6 protein-coding genes are annotated in these 5,707 nt (G+C 40.7%); 5 read left to right on the top strand and 1 reads right to left on the bottom strand.

Translation table 11 applies throughout. From position 1 onward, the window contains the following. Positions 1 to 416 precede the first annotated feature (416 nt). Complete coding sequence (locus F7734_RS60195; RefSeq protein ID WP_155753668.1) at positions 417 to 1,964, bottom strand: TM0106 family RecB-like putative nuclease; 1,548 nt, start codon at positions 1,962 to 1,964, stop codon at positions 417 to 419. A gap of 122 nt (positions 1,965 to 2,086) precedes the next feature. On the opposite strand from F7734_RS60195, the gene F7734_RS60190 reads away from it, so the two are divergent. The 5 genes from F7734_RS60190 to F7734_RS60170 are packed head-to-tail and all read left to right on the top strand — an operon-like array spanning position 2,087 to position 5,537. Continuing rightward, positions 2,087 to 3,265 carry an aminotransferase class V-fold PLP-dependent enzyme gene (locus tag F7734_RS60190; RefSeq protein ID WP_155753667.1) on the top strand — a complete coding sequence of 393 codons (1,179 nt, stop codon included), beginning with the start codon at positions 2,087 to 2,089 and terminating at the stop codon, positions 3,263 to 3,265. Beyond that, positions 3,241 to 4,320, top strand: a complete 1,080-nt coding sequence (locus F7734_RS60185) for a glycosyl transferase (RefSeq protein ID WP_155753666.1) — start codon at positions 3,241 to 3,243, stop codon at positions 4,318 to 4,320. Before F7734_RS60190 ends, F7734_RS60185 begins: the two co-directional genes overlap by 25 nt. 45 nt (positions 4,321 to 4,365) lie before the next feature. Continuing rightward, complete coding sequence (locus tag F7734_RS60180) at positions 4,366 to 4,920, top strand: hypothetical protein (protein WP_243147644.1); 555 nt, start codon at positions 4,366 to 4,368, stop codon at positions 4,918 to 4,920. Next, complete coding sequence (locus tag F7734_RS60175) at positions 4,917 to 5,111, top strand: hypothetical protein (RefSeq protein ID WP_155753665.1); 195 nt, start codon at positions 4,917 to 4,919, stop codon at positions 5,109 to 5,111. The genes F7734_RS60180 and F7734_RS60175 overlap by 4 nt, the downstream gene beginning before the upstream one ends. Positions 5,112 to 5,123: 12 nt before the next feature. Next, a complete protein-coding gene (locus F7734_RS60170) occupies positions 5,124 to 5,537 on the top strand; it encodes a secondary thiamine-phosphate synthase enzyme YjbQ (protein ID WP_155753669.1) in 414 nt (137 codons plus the stop codon). The last annotated feature ends 170 nt before the right edge of the window (positions 5,538 to 5,707 follow it).

Below are 5,707 nucleotides of genomic sequence, written 5' to 3'. Positions count from 1 at the left end.
AATCTTCTAAAATTAAAAAACATAATAATGAATTATTACAAACCAAATTGCAAATTGCTAATGGCTAATTGCTAATGGTTTTTAGTTATAGGAATATTATCTGATTTGGAAAATCTACGTAGGTACGGCTAAAGCCCACCAAAACTATAGCAGTTCTGATTTGAATAATGTCGATACACGTCTCGGCAAATCTTCATTATTGATGTATTGGACTCAATTAAAAATTACTATGTATATGATAAATGGGCAATGCCTATCCCAATACTGCAAGGGATATCAAATTTTTGTAGGTTGGGCTTTCCCCGTGACAAAACCCAACAAATGTCTGTCAATGTTGGGTTTCGTTCCTCAACCCAACCTACGTGTTTTCATATTTTTAGGTTTAACCGACAACTCTTGATACTCACTCTACATTATTAGCCATTAGCCCTTAAAAAAAAATTAACAAGCCAATCTTTTACGCTGCGGGTTGCACGGCAATCGTCTTCGTTGTAACGCTGTATAACTTCTAACAAAGTGCGATCGCCTGTTTGTAACCATTGGTCATACCAGTAAATACACTTAGCTCCACTTGCTTCTAAGTCTCGCCATTTAAACCCCAACCATCGAGCTATGGTTTTCAAAGCGTAACTTTCTACTGGTAAAGCTACGTTTTGCGTTAATATCTCATAAATGTCCACAAACCGATTTAATACGGGAAATACAGAGCTATATGGAGTCCCATATAGTTTGGCTAACCGTTGAACTGTATCAAATTCGTACACACAAAAGTGATAAATGGGAGCATCTGGGTACTGCCCTACCAGGTTTAAAAATTGCTCCCAAATTAATCTTTCATCTTCTTGACTTTCTGCGAGTAAGGAGTAAAATATCTCTGTATTACTTTCTCTATCAACAATCAAAACTCCCAACAAATAATCTAAATGTAAGTCGGGTTGTGCCTCAATATCAAAAAATATTTCCACTGGGGCTGTAGACAAAATATCTTGCAAAGGATAAGTTTCATTAAAAATATCTACGTATCTTCTTGGTGTTGCTTCAACTTGAATAGAGTAGCTTGAATTATAGAAATCTTCAGCCGTGTCTTTTCTTAATGATAAATCAGGTAATATAATTGGTCGATTTTGAACTACAGATTGAGCTTGTAAAATGAGTTTGGGAGCCACTACACGGTCAAAACCAGGTAACTGTTCTAATTGTGTTGGATTCGTTTTAGCTAGGGACTCTACAGTTGTTATGTCTAGTGCTTTTAATTGTTTATAACGAACAGGCGTTACTCCTGGTAGTAGAGAAAGATGTTTTTGATTTTGGGCTACTTTGTAACAGCTACTGTACCAAGTGCAAAGACTGCACTTCTGACGAGAGATAAATACCTCTGGTGGTTCGTCTTGTTCTAGAGTTTGAATAAACTCCCCCATAACTTCATGCATTTGGGGTTCCCATCTTGAAATATCTACAGGATAATTCTCTTCTTTTCCACGCAAGCTCAGCCAAGCTGTTTTTAACTCCACTTGCTGTACTTTCGCTAATACGTAAGCGTGAAATGCAGCTGTAATTTGATATTCCTGTTTGGGGCGTTTACCCAGTTCGATGTTTACCGGAACATACACCCAATCTCCAAAGCGAGACATTCCTGCTTGTCTAACAAGAAGATCGGTACGGCTGAGTAGGGTATACCCCTGGTAATCACCAACAGTCAGCACCCCCGCATGAATACACTCTACTCCTTGCTGCATTAACTCCAATGTTGCAGCTTCACCTGTTTCCCAATCTCCAAAGCGGTAGTCTGGGCGTTGATAATTAAATTGTTCCAAAACACTCTGCTTGTGAGCAATTTTGTCTTGTTGCAGTTTAAGCAGCAAGTCATTTGCAGGATCTCGCTGACTTCTGTCAGCGCGAAGGTCTAAAAAAGGACGGCGCTTGCAACGTTGGTATTGCAGCAGTAATTCAGCATTGATTAGCATTCCCCTAGCGTAACAAGAATGAGTACGTTATGGCAGTGATACGAGTAACTATTAATAAAGTATGAAGGATAAAGTATGAAGTGGTATCTTATCCTTCGTCACTAATCTTTCATACTTCACTCATGAGTACGCTGCATTACCATCGAGAGCAAATCCCAGCTTTAGCAAACAAATTCTATTTCAACTATGGCGGTCAAGGACCAATGCCGCAAGCTGCTATGAGTGCTATTACCGAGGCTCAAGCTTACATTCAGCAAGTCGGTCCTTTCGGTACAAAAGTCAATCGCTGGATAGAGGAAGAAACAGAAGCTACTAGAGTCGCGATCGCATCTGAATTAAATGCATCTCCGGAAACCATAACATTGACAGAAGATGTGACTGTTGGTTGCAATATTGCTATGTGGGGTATTGACTGGCATGCTGGCGACCACCTGCTATTATCTGATTGCGAACACCCTGGTATCATAGCGATCGCACGAGAAATTAGTCGTAGAGAAGCCGTTGAAGTCACTGTTTGCCCTGTTATGGCAACTTTAAATGGGGGCGATCCCGTAGAGGCGATCGCTCAGCATTTACGCCCAACCACTCGCCTTGTCGTACTCAGTCATGTTCTTTGGAATACCGGTCAAATTTTGCCTATTGACAAAATATCAAAAATATGCCATGAAAACCACACCAGAGTCATGATAGATGCAGCTCAATCCGTTGGCTTACTACCTTTAAATTTAACTGAATTGGGAGCTGATTTTTACGCCTTCACAGGTCATAAGTGGTTGTGCGGACCAGGTGGAGTGGGAGGTTTGTACGTGAAGCCGGAAGCAAGAGAAAACCACCATCCCACATTTATTGGTTGGCGTGGAGTTATTTCCAACAGTCAAGCCAAACCAGTCAGTTGGTATCAAGATGGGCGACGCTATGAAGTAGCAACATCAAATTATCCGTTATATGCGGGGTTAAGAGAGGCAATCTCCTTTCATCAGCAATGGGGAACGGCAACAGAAAGGTTTCAGCAAATCTGTCATAAGAGTCAGTATCTTTGGCAACGCCTGCAAGCACTGCCCGAAATAAAATGTTTGCGTACTTCTCCACCAGAAAGTGGTTTAGTGTCTTTTCAACTGACTCATTATACGCCTCAAACCAGCCAAAAAGTTGTGGAGTTTTTGGAATCTCTTGGATACCTAACCCGAAGAATAGCCGATCCCGATTGCGTGCGCGCGTGTGTGCATTATTTTACCTTAGAATCAGAAATTGATGGGCTAGTAGAAGCGATTCAAAGATGGAAAGACCCACTTTATACGTAGCAATCACCAATCACGGCTTTGGTCATGCAACCCGCACTGCATCAGTAGCCAACACCATTCAGAAGTTATGCCCGGAAGTTCTGCTCATTATGGTGACAACGGCTCCACGGTGGTTGTTAGATTGCTATATTGAAGGCGATTTTATCCAGCGTCCCCGTGCATTAGATTTAGGTGTGGTGCAGGCGGATAGTTTGCAGATGGATAAAGACGCTACATTGGAAAAATTACTGGAGATAAAGAAAAACAAAAATTCCATCATTGCTTCTGAAGTCAATTTTATCCGCCAAAACAGGGTTCATCTAGTCTTGGCAGATGTTCCCTTCCTTGCTAGTGAAATCGCCAAAGCTGCGGGTATACCTTGTTGGACAGTCAGCAACTTCGGATGGGACTTTGTTTATAGAGATTGGGGGGGAAGCTTTACAGAAATAGCTGATTGGATAAGCAATTGTTACTCACTGGGCGATCGCTTGTATCGTCTCCCATTCTATGAGCCAATGAGTGCCTTTAAAAATATCGTAGATACAGGATTAACAGGCGGTTCTCCCCGTTATACTCCAGAAGAAGTGCGTTCTACTTGGGGAATTACAGCTCCAACAGAAAAAACTATTCTACTCACCTTTGGCGGATTGGGTTTGCAACAAATTCCTTATGACAACCTGCAACAGTTTCCCGATTGGCAATTTATCATCTTCGATAAAAATGCCCCCCAACTGCCCAACATAATTCCAGTTACCGATCGGAAGTACCGCCCGGTGGATTTTATGCCTGTTTGCGGGCGAGTTGTTTCCAAACCAGGTTACAGTACTTTTGCGGAAGCAACCAAATTGGGATTGCCTATTGTTTCCGTCACCCGTGATGATTTTGCGGAAGCAGCTTTTCTGCTTAATGGTATCTCTAGTTACAACTCTCATCAAATCCTGACCCCATCTGAATTTTTTCAAGGAACCTGGGATTTTCTCAACCATCCACCTCAAGCACCAAAGCAATCTCAACCTATTGCCAAAGATGGAAATGAAGTTATAGCCAATGCTGTCATTGATTATTTTAGGGGGTAGGGGGTAGGGGGTAGGAATAGGGACTGGGGAAAGAATCAATGCCCAATGCCCAATGCCAACCAAAATCCAAAATCCAAAATCCAAAATTCCCTATTTTGTCATGGAACTACACATTTATCTTCCCTGACTCTGAGCTTAGCCTCTCAAGATGTGCGTCGAGTTTTGGATAAGCAGAAAGAAGAACGGCAAATTTTGCTAACTCAGACGAATATTTTATTTGTGGCAAACAGCGCACTGTTAAGCGTTCTAACTATTGCCAGACTGATTTCTGTCTTTAGCTTGTTTAGTATTATGGAGGTAGTATTATTCTCGGTAAACTTTACCTTATTAGTAAACGCTTTACTACCACGCCAGTTTGTTATCTCACCAAATCCGGAAAACGAACAATTTCTTGAGACATATCTGGTGATGCAACCTGAAGAATACCAGTTACAGATGATAGTTAACTTAGTAGAGACATATAATGCTAACAAGCAGCCATTAAATGATATCTCTCTATCTTTGTTCTATGCGGCTGGTGTTACTTGGGGACTTGCCTTAGTTGCTTTGCTACACGTGGTAGCTGTTTACTTTATACCTAACTTACAACAACATTTATGAGTACGTTTCAACAATTCAACGATAGGGAACCTAAGGTAAGAGGCTTGCGTTTGCCAAAACCCGATCCAGCAAATATTACAGTCTTAACTCCCAACTTACCAAATAAGCCTATCCTTCCATGGAGCCATTTTGACTCTCCGTGGCTAGATAACGAAGTCGAAGAATCAGAAAAAACAATGACTAATGACTAATGACACTTGACAATGCCACATTACCAAAAACTACTTAGGGTTTCTACTACTGGTAAATCCTTACACAACATCACTTCCAAAATTGAAGCTATAGTCGCCGAATCAGGAGTTGACACAGGTTTGTGTACCTTGTTTTTACGCCACACTTCAGCCAGTTTGCTTATTCAAGAAAACGCAGATCCAGATGTACTTAAGGATTTGGAAAACTTTATGGCAAAACTTGTGCCAGAATCTGCTCAGTACATCCATGATGCAGAAGGTCCCGATGATATGCCAGCACATATCCGCACAGCCATAACCCGTACTTCAGAGAATATACCTATAAATAACGGTCATTTGGTCTTAGGTACTTGGCAGGGAATTTATGTATGGGAACACAGACAAAGAAATCACGTAAGAGAATTGGTTGTTCATATTTTTGGATAGTTAATTGTTAGTTGATAGTTGATAGTTGTTAGTTGTTAGTTGATAGTTGTTAGTTGTTAGTATTAGCCACTAACCACCAACCACTAACAACTAACAACTAACAAATAACAAATAACAAAAAACAAAAAACAAAAAAAAAAAAAAAACAAAAAGAAAAAATACAACTAGTA

The organism is Scytonema sp. UIC 10036, assembly GCF_009725235.1.
Note: the sequence above shows the minus strand (reverse complement) of the source record. Positions and strands in the feature narration are given on the sequence as shown.

Coding starts and splice junctions, on each gene's coding strand:
- F7734_RS60195 (WP_155753668.1), bottom strand. CDS start 1,964: ATGCTAATCAATGCTGAATTACTGCTGCAATACCAACGTTGCAAGCGC.
- F7734_RS60190 (WP_155753667.1), top strand. CDS start 2,087: ATGAGTACGCTGCATTACCATCGAGAGCAAATCCCAGCTTTAGCAAAC.
- F7734_RS60185 (WP_155753666.1), top strand. CDS start 3,241: ATGGAAAGACCCACTTTATACGTAGCAATCACCAATCACGGCTTTGGT.
- F7734_RS60180 (WP_243147644.1), top strand. CDS start 4,366: ATGCCCAATGCCAACCAAAATCCAAAATCCAAAATCCAAAATTCCCTA.
- F7734_RS60175 (WP_155753665.1), top strand. CDS start 4,917: ATGAGTACGTTTCAACAATTCAACGATAGGGAACCTAAGGTAAGAGGC.
- F7734_RS60170 (WP_155753669.1), top strand. CDS start 5,124: ATGCCACATTACCAAAAACTACTTAGGGTTTCTACTACTGGTAAATCC.